This window comes from Vibrio sp. Sgm 5 (assembly GCF_026241575.1).
Taxonomy (GTDB): Bacteria; Pseudomonadota; Gammaproteobacteria; order Enterobacterales; family Vibrionaceae; genus Vibrio; species Vibrio jasicida.
This window is the reverse complement of sequence record NZ_JAPHPY010000023.1, coordinates 32,146-49,371: the sequence shown is the minus strand read 5'-3', so window position 1 is coordinate 49,371 and position 17,226 is coordinate 32,146. Positions and strand designations below refer to the sequence as shown.

Genomic DNA, 17,226 nt, shown 5'->3' with positions numbered 1-17,226 from the left:
ATTTTTTGTAGGGCGTTCGCTGTACGGCCACAAGGTCAGAGGGACCATGATTCGTTTGAGTGTAGCCGCCTGAATGGCTTGGCTTATCTCGTGAGGCGCATACTAACGGTACTCCGTAATGATAACCGTGAGTGAGATCCCACAAAGGTTTAAATATTCCAACCTATTAGACTCATTAATAAAATTTTTAACGATAGATCACATTATAGGGTTTGTTGATCTTTAGATGCGAAACGCCTTTGAAGATCCACATGTCCTTGTTGAATACTTGGAGAGATTCAGCGTTATGGCGCAAATGTCAGTTCCAACTCCACTGCAAACCATGACTTTTCCGCTGCATGGTGCAAGGCTAATTGAAGCATCGGCGGGTACGGGTAAAACCTTTACCATCGCAGGTTTGTATCTGCGACTCTTACTAGGGCATGGCACTGCCGATACGAAACATCGCGTGCCGTTGACTGTGGATCAAATTCTGGTAGTGACTTTTACCGAAGCCGCAACTGCAGAGTTACGTGATCGTATTCGTGCGCGTATTCACGACGCGAGGATCGCATTCGCTCGCGGACAAAGCTCAGATCCTGTGATTCAACCTTTGCTGGAAGAAGTCGAGGATCATAAGCAAGCCGCTGAGATCCTATTGCAAGCAGAGCGCCAAATGGATGAAGCCGCGGTGTACACCATTCACGGTTTCTGCCAACGCATGCTGACGCAAAACGCATTCGAATCCGGTAGTCGTTTCAACAATGAGTTTGTGACAGACGAAAGTCACCTAAAAGCGCAAGTGGTTGCCGATTACTGGCGTCGCAATTTCTACCCTCTACCATTCGCTTTGGCAGGAGAAGTGCGTCAACTATGGGGCTCGCCATCGGATCTGTTGTATGACATTAGTAACTACCTCACGGGCGCACCGCTAAGCCTCTCTGTCCCTGCAATGCAGGGTAGCCTTGCCGATTTGCATGAGCAAAACTTAAAGCAAATTGATGCTTTGAAAGCCCAATGGTGTGATAGCCAAGAGGATTTCCTCGCACTGATTTCTGATTCCGACGTCAACAAACGCAGCTACACCAAAAAGTCCTTACCGACATGGTTAGAAGCGGTCAACGTATGGGCTTCGACAGAAACCACTGGTTATGACTATCCAGATAAACTGGAGAAGTTCGCCCAGAATGTACTGCTTGAGAAAACCCCGAAAGGCACTGCGCCACAGCACCCTGTGTTTGACGCGATTGAAGCTTTTCTTGCCAACCCAATCAGTTTGAAAGCTCCATTGTTAGCTCATGCGATTGAGCATTGTCGTGTGATGCTGGCAAAAGCAAAAAATCAGAAGCAATGGTTGTCATTTGATGACTTGCTGACTCAGCTTTCTGCCTCGATTGATACCGATGAAACCGCACTACTGACAGAGCGCATTCGCACGCTTTATCCGGTTGCGATGATCGATGAATTCCAAGATACCGACCCACTGCAATACAGTATTTTCAGCCGCATTTATTTGGATAATCCTGAGTGCGGTCTGTTTATGATCGGTGACCCGAAACAGGCGATTTACGGTTTCCGTGGGGCGGATATCTTTACCTACATCAAGGCGCGTAACCAAGTTAGTGCTCACTACACGCTTGGCACCAACTGGCGCTCAAGTGCCGATATGGTACTGGCAGTGAACCAGATTTTTGCTCTGCCAGATAGCCCGTTTATTTACGACTCCGACATTCCATTCCATTTTGTGGATTACAGCCCAAGTGCCGACAAACGCGTTTGGACCATGGGTGGTCAAAAACAGCCTGCACTGACTTATTGGCTGCAAGAAGCGGAAGATAAACCTCTGCCAAAAGGTGAATACCTCACCGCCATGGCAGAGGCGACAGCGAGCCAAATTCAAACCATTTTGACCTCAGCGCAACAAGGTCAAGCGTGTCTGGTCAATGGCGAAAAGCAGAAACCAGTCAAAGCGGGCGACATTGCGGTGCTGGTACGAACGGGGAGCGAAGGTCGCATGGTCAAACAGGCGTTAGCAGACCAAGGCATTGCCAGCGTGTATCTTTCTAACCGCGATAGCGTGTTTACCAGTTCCGTCGCACAAGACTTACAGCGTTTGCTGCAAGCGGTATTAACGCCAGAAAATGACAGAGCATTGCGTGCCAGCCTAGCATCAGAATTATTTGCTCTAGATGCAGCCAGCTTAGACGCCCTCAACAACGATGAAACCGTGTGGGAAAACGCGGTTAACGAGTTCAAAGAATACCGTAAGCTTTGGGTGCAACGTGGTGTGCTTCCTATGCTGCGAGCAGTGATCAGTAAGCGTCATATTGCTGAGCGTTTGCTAGAAGAAGGGGCGAGCTCGCAAAGTGAGAACGGTGAGCGAGTACTTACCGATCTGATGCACATTGGTGAACTATTGCAGCAAGCGAGCAACGAATTAGACAGCGACCACGGTTTGCTGCGTTGGTTAGCGCAATCCATCAGCGATGCAGAACATGGGCTAGGTGGCAGTGATGACCAAATTCAGCGTCTGGAATCAGAGCGTAACTTGGTGCAAATCGTCACCATTCACAAATCTAAAGGTCTGGAATATGACTTGGTCTTCTTGCCATTTGTGTTTGGTTACCGAGAAGCAAGTGAAGCCAAATACTACGACGCAGAGAACGATCGCACCGTACTCGATATCACTGGCAATGATGCGTCGTTAAAACAAGCAGATAAAGAGCGCCTTGCTGAAGACTTGCGTCTTATATACGTAGCGCTAACGCGTGCCGTGTATGCCTGCTTTATTGGTGCTTCACCACTGCGCAATGGTCGCTCAACCAAAGAGCCAACCGGTGTGCATCACAGTGCGATTGGTTATTTGGTGCAAAATGGTCAAGAAGGCGGCATTAACGATTTGTTTGTTGGGTTGAAAAAGCAGCAAGAGAATCTCGATAGCGTGGTGATTTGTGATCCTCCAAAGCAGCACGACCAGATGTATGTTGCGAAGCAAACCGAGTTAGAAGCGTTGACTGCCAAAGAGCTGCAAAACTCGATTGATAGAAACTGGCGCATCACCAGTTACTCGGGCTTGGTTAAGCAAGGTTCTCATCATGCTGAACATGACGCGACGATTGAAATCACCGGCTTTGATATCGATTCTTCAGAAGAGCAAGATGAGGCGGAATTGGTTGAGCCAGAACGCTCTATCTTCAACTTCCCGCGTGGCGCACGTCCGGGTACTTTTCTGCATAGCTTATTTGAGGAAATTGAGTTCACTCAGCCAGCGACGACAGAAGAGAACACCCAAATCATCCTTGGCTTAATGGAAAGTGAGCAGCTTGATGAAGAGTGGCTGCCAATCCTGCAACAGTTGATTGATACCGTGCTGGCAACGCCTTTGGATAGCAAAGCACTGCTGCTCAATCAAAAAGGTCCGGCGCAACGTTTGGTTGAGATGGAATTCTTACTGCCGATTGAAGTGCTATCTGCACCAGCATTGAACCGTGTGATTCAACGTCATGATCCGCTGTCTGCTAAAGCTGGCGATCTGGGTTTCCACACCGTGCAAGGCATGTTGAAAGGCTTTATTGACTTGGTGTTTGAGCATCAAGGTAAATACTACGTCCTCGACTGGAAATCGAACCACTTAGGCGATGATGTGTTCCATTATCATGGCGATGCGTTGAAGTCGGCGATGGCGGATCATCGCTATGATCTGCAATACCAAATCTACGCCTTGGCGCTGCATCGTTTCTTACGCAGCAGATTGCCAAATTATGATTATGAACAGCACTTTGGCGGTGTTTATTACCTGTTCTTGCGTGGTATGGATGGGCAAAGTGATCATGGTATTTTTTCTGCCAAGCCAACCTTTGAATTTTTACAAGAGATGGATCATTTGATTGATGGTCAAGCACCTGACACGCGATCCAGCGAATCGGGTCAGATGGAGTTAATTTGATGAAAACCAATGATCTTCTTTCTGAGCAAAGCAGCCCTGTGGCAACACGAGATCTAGCGGCAACGCCAGATCTATTGGCAACTTTAGAATCGTTGGCAAAAAAAGGAGCGATTCGCCAATTGGATTTCCAGTTCGCACGCTTTATCTATTCACAAGTTGAGCAACAAGCGAACAGCCAAGAACTGGCATTTATTGCTGGTGTGGTCAGCAGTGAATTAGGCAAAGGACACATCTGTTTGCCTCTGTTTGATAGCCAAGGGCAACCAGCGGACCTTGCCAGTAAGCTCGGTCTGTTTGGTGAATCTGCGCTGACGCTTAATACTCAGCTGCAAGGCGTTAATTGGGTTGAGCTTCTGCAAGCGTCGCCTTTGGTTGGTGCTCAAGGTGAAGCCTTGCCAATGATGTTTGATGGCGAGCGTCTCTACTTGCATCGTTACTGGCACTATGAAGTGACGTTGGCGGACAAGCTCAATCAACTCAGTGCGGCTGTAAACCTACAACCTCAAGAGTTCACACGTTTGTCTGAGTTGCTGCATCATTTGTTTGCTCGTCAGTACCACTTTCTGTTCAATGCATTAGCCAAAGCGGTAGAGGCAGGAACCAGCAACCAGGTGCTACGCCAGCAATTAGTCTGTGACCATTTGGATGTGGTCACTGTAGACAGTCTCGATTGGGCTGCCATTGATGCGGCGGTCTGCCAAGCAAAACAGGTTCATGAATTGCAAGTGCTGGACAAGCTTGTACCGTTGTCAGCTTGTGTTAACTGGCAGAAGGTCGCAGCAGCGGTGGCACTGACGCGTCGTTTTGCGGTGATTTCAGGTGGTCCGGGTACGGGTAAAACCACTACGGTAACCAAACTGCTTGCCGCATTGATTGAGCAAGCAGGACAAGAGAAAAACCTCACCATCAAGCTGGTGGCGCCAACAGGTAAAGCGGCAGCGCGTTTGACGGAGTCTATTGGTAAAGCGATTCAAGAGTTGCCAGTGGAGCCTGATCTTAAAGCGAAAATTCCAACCGAGTCGAGCACTTTGCATCGCCTGTTGGGCGCGATCCCAAACAGTGCAGAGTTTCGTCACAACAAACAAAATCCGCTGCACCTTGATATTTTAGTGGTGGATGAAGCCTCCATGGTCGATCTGCCGATGATGTACAAAGTCGTCGATGCGCTACCAAAACATGCACGTTTGATTCTTCTGGGAGATAAAGACCAATTGGCATCGGTAGAAGCCGGTGCGGTGCTCGGTGATATCTGTTCGTTCCACGCATTTGGCTTTGGCAAAGAGCAAGCGTCTGCGGTCGCGAAGTTAACAGGCTTTGACACCTTGGCGTACAGCACCAACAGTAATGCTTCGATTGCCGATAGCTTATGTATGCTGCAAAAGAGTTACCGATTCGATGCTCGCTCCGGTATCGGTCAGCTAGCGAAAGCGGTCAACGCTGGCTCAGCCGCAAAAGTAGACGACGTTTGGAATCGTGATTTTGCTGATATCGAGCATTTCGCACTGAGCAGCCAAAACTACAATCAGATGATGCAGACTTTGGTTGCCGAATATGGTCGTTATTTAAAACGCATCGGACAGCAAGAGATTGACCAAAAGACAGGGGAACCAGAAACACTGACCCACAAAGCTAAAGCCGTGTTGGATACCTTTAATCAATGCCGATTATTGTGTGCTATCCGTGAAGGTGATTTTGGTGTGACAGGTTTAAACCAACGCATTGAAAAAGCACTCGCTGCACGTAAGTTGATTCAAACCCAAGACGAGCTTTGGTATCACGGCAGGCCAGTGATGGTCACGCGTAACGATCATGGTTTAGGATTGTATAACGGTGATATCGGCATTTGTATGCGAGACGACAGCGAAGGTGAACTGCGTCTTAAAGTGTTCTTTGAATTGCCGGATGGCAGCGTGAAGTCGGTGCTGCCAAGCCGAGTGCCTGAGCATGAAACTGCATATGCGATGACCATTCATAAATCACAGGGCAGTGAGTTTGAATACACGCTAATGATTTTGCCGCCAGATTTCAGCCCAATCCTCACTCGCGAGCTGATCTACACAGGTATTACTCGTGCAAAGAAACGCCTTGCGATGTTCGCAGAGATGAATGTCCTCAAGCGCGGTATTAAGGTGAAAACCACTCGAGCAAGTGGGTTGGTTGAGCGACTTAGGAACTGAGTTTATTCATTCAAAAACGAGAAGTTTTCATGAACTGAATATGTTTTTATGTGGCGGGTCGTAATCCCGCCATTTTTATGTCTGCAATTCTTTTTCAAAATTGAAGTGTTGGAATTCTTGGCGATATCATTTTATGCACTTTGGTGCATTTTGAGACTTTCAATGAACACAACTCACTTCAATAGCGTTAATCGATATACTTCGATCTATAGCGTAAAACCAGGCGATACCTTATCAAAAATAATACTCAAGTTTTATCAAGTCAGATATGGAAGTAATAAATATAAAGCTGCACTTCAGCAAATTATCTCAGATAACCCTCAAGTCAATGAACCCGATAAGATAAAGATTGGACAATCGCTCATTCTAAGAAAGTTAGATACTCAAACTAGTGTTGAAAGTCGACCAATTAGTGCAAATGCCCAAACTATCTCTGAAGCAGACCAAAAACAGTTTGATTCTACAGTTAAAGCATTATCTATACCTGAGCGAGAAGCTTTTTGGGCGCTGTCTTGGTTAGATGATAACTGGGGACCTGCAAGTGCTGGAATAGGTGCTAGTTTTGCTTCAATGGGATTTTTGTTAGGGAGTGAATCCAAAGGGAACATATCAGAACTCAAAAAGCTCGATGGACTTTATCAAGACTATAAAGCCGGTAGATTAACAAAAGGTCAGTATGACTATCGCAGAAGAAAGCTGTTGGAGACGGTCGCAAAAAATCTAGGTCCCACAGAAAAGCTCTTCTTTAACGGTCAGAAAGCGCGTGAATCAATGAGGATTTCAAGGAGGGGTGGAGTTCCAGCAACATCTGCTATAAAGAAAAATACAGACAAACTTGCTAGGTTGTCAAAAGTGGCAGCAAAAGGAGGGACGGTTCTAACCGCTGTGAATCTTGGGTTGGCTTGTGACCAAATTGCACGTGCTAAAACTGATGTAGAGAGGAGTTCGATTATCGTAGAAACCGCGGCGAGTACAGCCGTTGGCACTCTCGCAGGCGCAGCGATAGCTCTAGTTGTTCTTGCAACGCCTGTTGGCTGGGTCAGTGCACTAGTGCTGGGTACAGTGTCTTCTTTTGGGAGTTACACTATAGGTAAAATGGCCGCAAGAACTTATAAGGAACATTATTCGGATATTAATATTGCTGCAAATACAGGAATTGGTGACGTATGCAGTTATTAGATATTACGTTTGTTACCTTTTTTGTCTCGGGGGGGGCGTTATTTGCCTGGTTTGTGGTGTTAGGTGCTTTTCTCGTCTTTTTTACACCCAAAAATATAAAGCAATACGCTTTCAATGAGCGACATTTTTCTGAAGTTGAGCTAGCAATCAGTTCCGGTTTTCATTTTGGCTCTCTTATCTATGGAGTTGGTTTGATCGCTAGCGTATGTTTCCCCCTGTTGGGAAGAAAGCGAGGGCTGGCAGATATTCGGAGTGTGTGCGGACGAGGGTTTATTTATGTGTGTGTGTTTTATACAACGGTAATGTTGCTTCTGATGTTTACAGTCATTATCTCAATGATTACATGGCTATCCATCTCTTAATTATCAAAGGTAGTTGGACTTATCATGTCTTTGGTAGAGCTATCGTTTGTCGTATTTTTTATAGCTGGTGGTCTGCTCATTTTTTGGTATCTGATTGTCGGTATAATTCTTACATGTGTCACTCCTGAAGAGGTTAAGCAATACGCTTATACACGGGAGCATTATATGGAAGTTGAGCTAGCCATCAGTTCCGGTTTTCATTTTGGCTCTCTTATCTATGGCACGGGCTTGCTTGCTGCCATCGCGTTTCCTCGACTTGGTCGAAAAAGAGGACTGAGCGATGTACGCAGTCTAAGTCCTCAATGGCTGATTAAGGTTAGCTTGGTTTATTGGTTGATACTGCTAATCATTCTATTCGTTATATTCTCGACGTTATTAATTATGGCCTTTTATTGAACATACATACAAAAAGACCGAGCGCGATGCTCGGTCTTCTTTAATTTTGTGTAAACGCATTGGTAAATGACACGCTGCGAATTTTGTATTGTTGCTGATAAGCCAAGATAAAATCTTTAATGGCGTCATTGACGGGAAATACGCAGTGGACGTCGAGCCCTTCGAGAAAATGGTTATCCGCCATATCCCAGAAGCTTTGAAGTGAGTTACAAATAATGGTTTTCATAACAGTGCTCATCTTATTCATTGTAAGAGTAACAACTGTCCTTGATGCGTCATGCAGAGCAGCCAAGCTTGCTCCGCACTTTAGGGTGATAGTTATTCACCTAGATCCATTTGCCGATTGTTTAAAATGCGACCGTTTGTTGCGCAGAGTATAACCAACAGTATGTATATTGAAAAGGTTAAATTGCGACCAATGTCAATGTAAAGGTTTGCATAACTATTTAGGTTTAGGTTGAATTACGTTTCTTTAATTCTCACAGGTCTAATGCCAGAATTTTTGACTTACGCTGGAAGTTATACAGTCCTTGTTTTGCCCCCGGAAGATAATCAACGCTCACTTCATAAAAGCCTTGTTCTCTAAACCAATGAAGGCTGTGTGTGGTCAGCACAAAGATTTGATTGATGTTGTCTGATTTTGAACGGTGCTTCATGTAATTGAGTAGCAATAATCCACGGTTACCATCGCGATAATCTTGGTGAATAGCCACGCAAGCCATTTCCGCTTTTTGCTCTTCAATATATGGGTACAAAGCCGCACAACCGATGATCAAGCCATCTTTTTCGATGATGGTGAACTTATTAATTTCTTGCTCAAGTTGCTCGCGAGATCGCCTTACTAGCACACCTTGTTCTTCTAGTGGGCGAATAAGATCTAAAATACCGCCAATGTCATCGATGTCCGCTTCACGTACCTGTTCGGCACTGGCCATGACAACCTGTGTACCGATACCATCGAAAGAGAACAATTCTTGGATGAGTGCGCCATCAACTTTGTAGCTAATAAGATGGCTTCTTGGCACACCTGCACGGCAAGCAGAAATCGAACCTTTGAGAAAACGTAATGTTCCAGAGTTATAGTCGGAATCTGGTGAGGTGTCTGCCATGAGCTTCGTGATGACATGCTCTGCTTCAATAGGGAACAATTCCGCGACGGCGTTACCGTTATCATCAATAACCCCTTGCTCAGAGCAGAACCCAATCAATTTATCTGCACCAAGCTTAATCGCTAGTTGAGTCGCGACTTCTTCTGAAGGAAGGTTGAAGCATTCCCCTGTCACTGAGCTGGCGATTGGACCGAGTAACACAATTGAGCCTTGATCGAGTGTGCGGTGGATTGCATCGGTATCGATTCGACGAATGCGCCCGCTGTGGCAATAGTCGACGCCGTCATCAACACCGAGTGGCTGAGCAATGACAAAGTTGCCGCTCACAACGTTAAGTTGGGTACCCGCCATTGGCGTGTTGTTAAGACTCATGGATAAGCGCGCGGTAATCGCCAGTTGAAGCTGTCCTGCTGCTTGCATAACTACCGAAAGCGCGGCTTCATCTGTGATTCGAACGTTTTTATGGTATGGCGTAGCAAGATCTTGTTTCTCTAGTAGTTGGTTGATCTGCGGTCTGGCACCATAAACAACGACGACTTTAATGCCAAGGCTGTGCATCAAAGCAATATCATTGATAATGTTGCCAAAGTTTTTATCGGCAACGGCTTCGCCCCCAAGCATCAAAACCATGGTTTTTCCACGGTGTGCGTTAACATAGGGTGTGGATTGACGGAATCCTTTAACCAGAGCAGTACTACGAATTTTCACTACAGCCATTCCTTGTGTTTATTTATGCTTTAATATTGTCTTTTTATTCAATTATTGGCAAGGTAATTTTTTGGAATAAAGCACAAACATCGTGAGCGTGATGCTTGGTTGTGTTTGGTTGATGAGGGTACAATGTTCCCGTCTAGTTCAAACACGTGAGCCTCATGCCTTCAGTTGTAAATAAGAATGCTGCGATCGCTGCTCAATCAGAGCAAAATATCTCTACAAAATCGCCACTTCGTAAATGGATTGAGCGTTCGCTTATGCTAACGGCGATCGTAGGTACGATAGTTGTATTTATGATGTATGGTGATTTGATTACTCGATATATAAACCCACCAATTTCTAAGTCAGTGATTTATGGCAAGTGGGTAGAGCAAGATGTGGCGCCATATGCTCGTGAAGAGTTTATTCTTAGTGAGCGTGGTGTAATGGTGAGAGGTTCAACCGTCGCAACGGATTTCGAATTTGATGGCGACACACTTTCTTATAAGGTTGGTTCTACAGTGCGTCGATTTGACTTTCTCGATCAGCATCACTCTGAAATGAAGTTGGATTCAAATGCCCACTATCTGCCCGTTTTTCACCTAGAAGGTCATTCGAACCTAGCTATTCGCTAGCCTTCATATTCGTAAAATTCTTTCTGTAACTGCTTGCTGGGTCTCAGTGTGAGAGGGCCAGCGTTTTTGGGTATCTTAAAATTCCTGCCACTTCTATCAGACATTGTCCGGACAATCGTTTGATTACATTGCTGTTATTATCTAGCTTCTCTATTTTTATGGATGAATTGGCAGCAACTAAAGCCTTTGCCTTATCGCTGATACACTTTGTCGCAGCTTTTCAATTGCGTCGTTTGCATTTGTTTGCCATCCTTTTGCTATCTTCTATTACGGAAAAGACACGTGTTAAAAAAACTCCTTCCTATTGTTTCTTTGAGCCTGCTATTTGGCTGTGCCGCTGAGCCTGAACAGAACCTACTTGCTAAGCAAGATTACGATGGCGAGTTTTCGCATATCTTGAACAAAGCTGATGTCGTTGAATCCAACAAGCCGCAAGATTTCACTGAGTTCAACAAACAAGCTGAACAGGTTGTGATTAAGTCGCCTTCAATGGCAAAAATGTACCAGCCACTTTACGAGAAGTTGAGTGAATGGGCATTGCAGAGTGGTGATACGACAGCGCTCAGTGCTTACGGTATTCAAGCTGCGCAGCTTGGTGGTGGTGATAAGAAGGGCAACGTGTTGTTCACAGGCTATTTCTCTCCTGTGATGGAATTGCGTCATCAACCAAATGCAACATATAAGTACCCGGTTTATGGCAAGCCAAATTGTGGTTCAAGCTGCCCAACACGTGCAGAAATTTATAACGGAGCGTTAGACGGTCAAGGTCTGGTATTGGGTTACGCACCCAACCGTATTGATCCATTCATGATGGAAGTGCAGGGTAGCGGCTTTGTTCATTTCGAAGATGACGATACGCTGGAATACTTTGCTTACGCAGGTAAGAACAATAAAGCGTACGTGAGTATTGGCCGAATTCTAATTGAGCGTGGTGAAGTGCCACGTGAAGAGATGTCACTCAAAGCCATCAAAGACTGGGTGATGAAGAATGATGAAGCAACGGTTCGTGAGTTGCTAGAGCAGAACCCTTCTTATGTGTTCTTTGCTCCACAAGCGGATGCACCAGTAACGGGCTCTGCAGGTATTCCACTATTACCAATGGCATCGGTAGCAGGCGATCGTTCGATTCTACCTATGGGTACGCCAATTTTGGCGGAAGTGCCATTGCTTAATAAAGACGGTACATGGAGTGGCGCGCACCAGCTTCGTCTTCTAATTGTGTTAGACACTGGCGGCGCGGTGAAGCAAAACCATCTCGATCTATACCACGGTATGGGACCACGTGCTGGTACAGAAGCGGGTCACTACAAGCACTTTGGTCGCGTGTGGAAGTTGGGTTTGGAAAACACGCCAACGCAAGCACCTTGGGCTTTGTCGCCAGAGAAGTTACAATAGCCGCCTAGCGAGAGGAATCACCTCTCATCATCTAGACATTTCCTCAAAGAGTGCGTATAAATCGCACTCTTTGTTTTTCTATCGATCATCTGGAACTTCAATATGCGTGAACTCGATACTCCGGCATCTGACAGCTATAACCAACGTTTTGGTGGAACTCGTCGTCTCTACGGTAACAGCGAAGTAGAAATTCTTCGTGCTGCACACGTGTGTGTGATTGGTATTGGTGGTGTAGGTTCATGGGCGGTAGAAGCGCTCGCACGTACTGGTATTGGTGAGTTGACGCTTATCGATATGGATGACGTGTGTGTGACCAACATTAACCGTCAAATTCATGCGATGACTGGCACGGTTGGTCAAAGCAAAATTGAAGTGATGGCAGAGCGCGTTAAGCTGATTAACCCAGAGTGTAAGGTCAATCTGATTGACGATTTCATCACGCCAGATAACCAGCACGAGTACTTGAGCAAAGAGTTCGATTACGTGTTGGATGCGATCGATAGCGTAAAAGCAAAGGCGTCTCTACTGGCTTACTGTCGTAGCAACAAGATCAAAGTGATCACAACCGGCGGTGCTGGTGGTCAAATCGATCCAATCCAAATCATGGTGGCGGATCTGACCAAGACTATCCAAGATCCACTGGCGAAGAAGATCAAAGACACATTGCGTCGTCATCATAACTTCCCGAAAAATCCAGCGCGTAAATTTGGTATCGATTGTGTGTTTTCTACCGAGCAATTGAAGTACCCACAAGCCGATGGTTCAGTATGTGGCGTGAAATCGACAGCAGAAGGTCCAAAACGTATGGACTGTGCGAGTGGTTTTGGCGCGGCGACGGTTGTAACTGCAACGTTCGGTTTTGTTGCGGTATCACGCATCGTTGAAAAGCTGATTCAAAAGCATAAGAAGTAATTCAGAGAAGAGAGTGCATCATGACTGATTTCCCTGTCTCGCCGTTTGGTACTGACATCACCAGTGAAGACATCGCCGCAACCATGCAGCAATTTAAAGGTTGGGAAGACCGCTACCGTCAGGTGATCCAATGGGGTAAAAAGCTGCCTCAAATGCCTGAAGAGCTTAAATCAGAGCAAGTTACGGTATCTGGCTGTGAAAGCTTAGTGTGGTTGGTGAGTAAAGAGCAAGAAGGTGTATGGCACTTCTGCGCTGATTCTGACGCGCGTATCGTGCGTGGTTTGATTGCCTTGGTGATGGCGGCTTACGATGGCAAAACGGCAGAGCAGATCCAAGCGTTTGATATTGATGCTTACTTTGAAAAGCTGGGTTTAATTGCTCACTTAAGCCCATCGCGTGGCAATGGTTTGAAAGCGATTGTTGAGCAGATCAAAGCACAAGCTCAGTAGTTGGCGTTAGTTAAAACCGGACTAAGAACAGAATAAAGAAAAGGGTTGAAGCCAAATGGTTTCAACCCTTTTCCTATAAATCTACAGTGGTATACCCAAGTGACTTCAAGATGCAGGATTCAGAGCGTTGTCATTGATTCGAGAGCAAGGAAAACAACGCAGTGTAATAGTCAGCTCTTTCCAAGTTGTTTGACGCAGCAATCGGGTCAATGACACGCTCCCAAAGGGCGAGCTGCCTTGGCTTGTATACTTTGTTGTCGATTCTTGATTTAGACACATTAAACCTTTAAATCGCCGCCGCGTCTACAAACCAAGTCAGTCTCGCTGAACCTAGCATCTCGAGGTTACTTGGGTATATTTATATTGTTAAAGCATATCGACCGCTTTCTCGACTGCTGCAATCAGCTTCTCAACATCTTCTAACGTATTGTAGATACCAAAAGAAACACGCACCGTGCCTTTGACGTTAAGCGCATCCATCAGAGGATGAGCACAGTGATGTCCAGCGCGAACAGCGATACCTTGTTGATCAAGCAGCGTTGCAATGTCTTGGTGGTGAACGCCATCCATTACAAAAGTAAGCACTGAAGCATTCGGCTGATAACCGAGGATTTGAATGTCATCCAATTGGCTTAGTGCTTGGTAAGCTTTGTTCTGCAGAGAATGCAGATGTGCCTCTACTGCGGTTTGATCGAAGCCTTGGTACCAATCGATGGCTTTCGCTAGAGCAATCGCGCCGGCGACGTTCGGTGTACCCGCTTCAAACTTACCCGGCAAGGCAGAGAAGGTGGTCTTCTCGAACGAGACTCTTTCAACCATTTTGCCGCCGCCGTGCCATGGTGGCATCGCTTCTAAAAGTTCAAGCTTGCCATACAGAACGCCAATCCCAGCGGGTGCATACAGCTTGTGACCAGAGAAGACATAAAAGTCGACATCGAGCTCTGCCAAGTTCAACTGTTCATGAACAATGCCCTGTGCACCATCGACAACGACAACTGCGCCTACCGCATGTGCCATGGCGATGATTTTCTCGATAGGTTGACGAGAGCCCGTCACATTGGTGATTTGTGCGCACGCTACGATTTTACAGCGCTCCGACAACAGTGCTTCAAACGCATTGATTTCGAATTGGCAACCGGAGGTCATCGGAACCTTAATGATTTTCGCGCCCGTTTGCTCCGCGACAATTTGCCAAGGCACGATGTTCGCGTGGTGTTCCATTTCACTGATCAGGATTTCATCATCCGCTTGGAGTGTACTGCGAGCATAAGTTTGCGCGATGAGATTTAGCGCTTCGGTAGCGCCGCGAGTCCAAATGATTTCTTTTGAGCTGCTTGCTCCAATGAACTTCGCAACGGTTTCACGAGCCGCTTCAAATTGACTGGTCGCGTTGGCTGTTAAGCTGTGACTGCCACGGTGCACGTTAGCATTTTGTGCACTGTAGTAACGGCTAATCACATCGATCACGCACTGTGGCTTTTGTGTTGTAGCTGCGCTATCAAGGTAAACCAAAGGCGATTGGTTTACGTCTTGATTCAAGGCAGGGAACTGTTCGCGTACAGCGTTTACGTCAAACATTATTCGTCACCGAGCTCGTGATAATGCAGTGTTGGAATAGTGATTAAAGGTTCAGCTACCATCCATCCATGTTCTTTACCGGAAAGTTTGATAATGATTTCCATCGCGAACTCAAGTGCGGTTCCTGGTCCCTGACTTGTCAGTAGGTTGTGATTCACATCCATGGTGACACGTTTAGCTCGCCATTTGTCTTCAGGAATATGAGATTGAAAACTTGGATGACATGTCATCAAGGCTTCTGGGTAAAGGTTGTGATGTTGCAAAACCAGAGCAGGTGCAGCGCAAATTGCTGCAACCAGTTTACCTTCGTACATGTGCTGTTTCAGGATTTCAATCATGATGGTGCTATCACGGAAGGTTTCTGCACCACCTACTCCACCAGACAGAACAATCGCATCAAACTCGTCATCGGCAATATCAACCAGCTTGCAATCCGCGGTTAGTGTCACGCCTCGAGACGCTTTCATAGTCAGTGCACCATCGAAATCTGCGCTTGCGATGGTTACGTCATAGCCTGCTCGAACCATTAAGTCGATAACGGTTACCGCTTCCATTTCTTCTGTGCCCGGCGCGATAGGTACTAAGATCTTTTTATTCATTGTTCTGTCCAGCTTTGTTCAATCTGTTTGATGCGTTGATAGAGTTTGGCGTTCTCTGGCGTACTGATTTGATGCTTTTCGGCGGTTTGCAGTAGATAACCAGTAATAAAGTCTATCTCGGTACGACGTTGGTGAAAAACATCTTGCCTCATAGAAGAGTAGTTGGCCGATGTAGCGTTAACCACTTGCATAATAGTGGCATGCAAAGAGTCAAAATCGCTCTCTATCTCTTCTTTATTCATGATTGCTACCAACTCATGAGTGATATTAATCAACTCGATGGCAAACTCAGGGGCGGCAAGCTCACCATTCTTACATTGATGGATTGCGGTCAGTGGATTGATAGCACAGTTGATCGCAAGTTTAGTCCACAACGCAGCGTTGATGTTTGGGTTCCAATTTACCTCGGGCAAAGCGTGGTTCATCACATCTGCAAGAAAGTCACACTGAGCACCTTTAGCATTAAAACCACCCAGTTGAGTATTCCCCTGACCAGTGTGAAGAACCTGCTCTTTACTTGGTTTGTAAGCTCCGTGTGTTGTTGTGGCAACGATTAATGGGTTATCAGCAAGTTTGGCTTCGATGAGTTGTGCGGTTCCCATTCCGTTGTGCATCAACATGATGATTGTGTCAGTGTTGATATAAGGAAGAAGAGGCTCAATAGCGGTTTCAACTTGCCATGCTTTTACTGTCACAACAATCAGATCTGCATTTTGCACAGAAGGGGTGTGCTGATTAGAAAAATTGATTGCAGGGTTGTCATCGAGTTGGAGTAACAGTTCGCTGCTTGAGCTTCTTCCCCATAAGGAGACATTGTGTCCAGCAAGCTTGAATTTAGTCGCCCAAAGTGAGCCGACGGCTCCCGGACCTAGGATGAGAATATTCACCAAACGCTCTCATTAAAAAGGTTTGCTGCAAGGATAATGAGGGAAAAAAGGAAAGCAAATAAAAATGGCGCCAAGAGGCGCCATTTCTGGGGAACTTATCGGTTCTATTAGAACTTGTAGGTTACAGCTAGGTAGTGACCGAAGCCAGTTGACTTGAAGCCATCTGTATCTTTGATACCGTAGATGTCTTTGTAACCTTTCAGACCGTAACCCACTGCGAAGCGGTCAGAGTGCCAGTAGATACCGTTGAACATCGCGCCACCGCTGCTTGCAGTAGTGTATTCGTCTTTCATACCAAATTGGTAATCGATGTAACCTTGGTAAGAAATGAATGAACCGTTTTCGAAGAAGTAGAAAGGTTTGAACCAGTTAGTCGAGATTTGGAAACCGTTCCAATCTTTTTGGTTTGAATCGTAAGTACCGTAAAGGTTAAGACCTACTTTACCGAACCAAGGAACCATTACGTCAGAACCAAGACCTACTTTTTGAGTGTTAACTTGAGAAGCGCCACCCCACTCCATAAGAGTAGATACGTAAAGCTCTTGAACTGGACCGAAAGATAGGTCTTTACCAGTTAGTGCGTCTAGAGACATACGTGGTGCGAACTTCATGAAGATCTTCTCAGCACCAGCTTTGTCGCTGCCTGGATCTGAAGTTAGGTTGAATACGTCAACGTAACCGTATAGGTCGAAGATACCAGAGCGACCGCCGAATTCCATTTCTAGGTAGTCGTGTGAAGACTCACCAGGAAGTTCATCAAATGCACCCATTAGGTTGAATTGCATCCACTTGTAATCGTTCTTGTGGATGTCGCCATCTGAGTAGTCAGCAGCCAGTACTGGTGCTGAAGTAGCCGCTAGAAGGCTAAGAGCTAAAAGTGATTTACGCATAAGGGGACTCTCTATGTTTGTAATGATTCAGAACACGCAA

The 17,226-nt window shown here is 46.0% G+C and carries 15 protein-coding genes; 9 read left to right on the top strand and 6 right to left on the bottom strand.

Going from position 1 to position 17,226, the window contains the following annotated elements; translation table 11 throughout:
• The first annotated feature begins 286 nt into the window (after window positions 1-286).
• The 5 genes from recB (at window position 287) to OQJ86_RS14125 (ending at window position 8,039) form a co-directional block, all read left to right on the top strand.
• The gene (recB, locus tag OQJ86_RS14145; RefSeq protein WP_265988152.1) at window positions 287-3,925 is read left to right on the top strand and encodes an exodeoxyribonuclease V subunit beta; all 3,639 of its coding nucleotides are present in this window, start codon (window positions 287-289) and stop codon (window positions 3,923-3,925) included.
• Window positions 3,925-6,102 (top strand): exodeoxyribonuclease V subunit alpha, encoded by a 2,178-nt coding sequence (gene recD / locus OQJ86_RS14140; protein WP_265988151.1) that lies wholly within the window; start codon window positions 3,925-3,927, stop codon window positions 6,100-6,102. Before recB ends, recD begins: the two co-directional genes overlap by 1 nt.
• Before the next feature lie 162 nt (window positions 6,103-6,264).
• Complete coding sequence (locus OQJ86_RS14135; protein WP_265988150.1) at window positions 6,265-7,281, top strand: LysM peptidoglycan-binding domain-containing protein; 1,017 nt, start codon at window positions 6,265-6,267, stop codon at window positions 7,279-7,281.
• Window positions 7,269-7,643, top strand: a complete 375-nt coding sequence (locus OQJ86_RS14130) for a hypothetical protein (RefSeq protein WP_265988149.1) — start codon at window positions 7,269-7,271, stop codon at window positions 7,641-7,643. The genes OQJ86_RS14135 and OQJ86_RS14130 overlap by 13 nt, the downstream gene beginning before the upstream one ends.
• A 24-nt stretch (window positions 7,644-7,667) precedes the next feature.
• The gene (locus tag OQJ86_RS14125) at window positions 7,668-8,039 is read left to right on the top strand and encodes a hypothetical protein (RefSeq protein ID WP_045421048.1); all 372 of its coding nucleotides are present in this window, start codon (window positions 7,668-7,670) and stop codon (window positions 8,037-8,039) included.
• Between the two features lie 40 nt (window positions 8,040-8,079).
• Here OQJ86_RS14125 and OQJ86_RS14120 read toward each other — a convergent pair whose 3' ends face one another.
• Window positions 8,080-8,265: a hypothetical protein gene (locus tag OQJ86_RS14120; RefSeq protein WP_005427310.1), complete on the bottom strand. Its 186-nt coding sequence runs from the start codon at window positions 8,263-8,265 to the stop codon at window positions 8,080-8,082.
• Between the two features lie 253 nt (window positions 8,266-8,518).
• Complete coding sequence (gene argA / locus OQJ86_RS14115) at window positions 8,519-9,856, bottom strand: amino-acid N-acetyltransferase (protein ID WP_038864618.1); 1,338 nt, start codon at window positions 9,854-9,856, stop codon at window positions 8,519-8,521.
• A 164-nt stretch (window positions 9,857-10,020) separates the two neighbouring features.
• On the opposite strand from argA, the gene OQJ86_RS14110 reads away from it, so the two are divergent.
• The 4 genes from OQJ86_RS14110 to csdE all read left to right on the top strand — a co-directional run bounded on the left by OQJ86_RS14110 (window position 10,021) and on the right by csdE (window position 13,232).
• A complete protein-coding gene (locus OQJ86_RS14110) occupies window positions 10,021-10,476 on the top strand; it encodes a DUF2850 domain-containing protein (protein ID WP_265988148.1) in 456 nt (151 codons plus the stop codon).
• A gap of 282 nt (window positions 10,477-10,758) precedes the next feature.
• Entirely contained in the window at window positions 10,759-11,871 is a 1,113-nt protein-coding gene (gene mltA / locus OQJ86_RS14105) for a murein transglycosylase A (protein ID WP_042600076.1), read from the top strand.
• A 102-nt stretch (window positions 11,872-11,973) separates the two neighbouring features.
• Window positions 11,974-12,783 carry a tRNA cyclic N6-threonylcarbamoyladenosine(37) synthase TcdA gene (gene tcdA / locus OQJ86_RS14100; RefSeq protein WP_265988147.1) on the top strand — a complete coding sequence of 270 codons (810 nt, stop codon included), beginning with the start codon at window positions 11,974-11,976 and terminating at the stop codon, window positions 12,781-12,783.
• 20 nt (window positions 12,784-12,803) lie between these two features.
• Window positions 12,804-13,232 carry a cysteine desulfurase sulfur acceptor subunit CsdE gene (csdE, locus tag OQJ86_RS14095; RefSeq protein ID WP_005436614.1) on the top strand — a complete coding sequence of 143 codons (429 nt, stop codon included), beginning with the start codon at window positions 12,804-12,806 and terminating at the stop codon, window positions 13,230-13,232.
• Between the two features lie 366 nt (window positions 13,233-13,598).
• On the opposite strand, the gene csdA is transcribed toward csdE, so the two are convergent.
• From csdA to OQJ86_RS14075, 4 genes are all read right to left on the bottom strand, one after another.
• Window positions 13,599-14,810: a cysteine desulfurase CsdA gene (csdA, locus tag OQJ86_RS14090; RefSeq protein WP_265988146.1), complete on the bottom strand. Its 1,212-nt coding sequence runs from the start codon at window positions 14,808-14,810 to the stop codon at window positions 13,599-13,601.
• A complete protein-coding gene (locus OQJ86_RS14085) occupies window positions 14,810-15,409 on the bottom strand; it encodes a DJ-1 family glyoxalase III (RefSeq protein ID WP_265988145.1) in 600 nt (199 codons plus the stop codon). The genes csdA and OQJ86_RS14085 overlap by 1 nt, the downstream gene beginning before the upstream one ends.
• Window positions 15,406-16,296, bottom strand: a complete 891-nt coding sequence (gene panE, locus OQJ86_RS14080) for a 2-dehydropantoate 2-reductase (RefSeq protein WP_265988144.1) — start codon at window positions 16,294-16,296, stop codon at window positions 15,406-15,408. Before panE ends, OQJ86_RS14085 begins: the two co-directional genes overlap by 4 nt.
• Window positions 16,297-16,403: 107 nt before the next feature.
• Window positions 16,404-17,186, bottom strand: coding sequence for an outer membrane protein OmpK (locus OQJ86_RS14075; protein WP_045403965.1), 783 nt, complete (start codon window positions 17,184-17,186; stop codon window positions 16,404-16,406).
• Window positions 17,187-17,226: the final 40 nt, after the last annotated feature.